Here is a 236-nt window from a genome sequence, read left to right on the forward strand (position 1 = left end):
GTCGCGAAAATGAATAACCTAATAAATGTTCGTATAGTTTAGTAAAATTAAGGGTTTTAACCCGCATTACTCTTTTTGAACACTTAGCACAAACATAGCGATTGTGTTTATCTAAACTAAGTGGTTTGCGATTTGTAATAATTTGGATTTTACTTTTTATACTTCGAATGTCTCTGTTAGAAATCTTAGCTACTTCTTGGATTGAGAAGCCTTCAGAAAGTTCTTGTAAAATATTA

Annotated in this window: 1 protein-coding gene; it reads right to left on the reverse strand. The window is 30.5% G+C overall.

The genetic code is table 4. The features are described from left to right. Positions 1-236, reverse strand: a 236-nt coding sequence (locus tag AC0B4N_RS04320; protein WP_465102601.1) for a hypothetical protein, incomplete at both ends; no start/stop codon positions are given.

This window comes from Mycoplasma sp. 13536, from assembly GCF_055523495.1.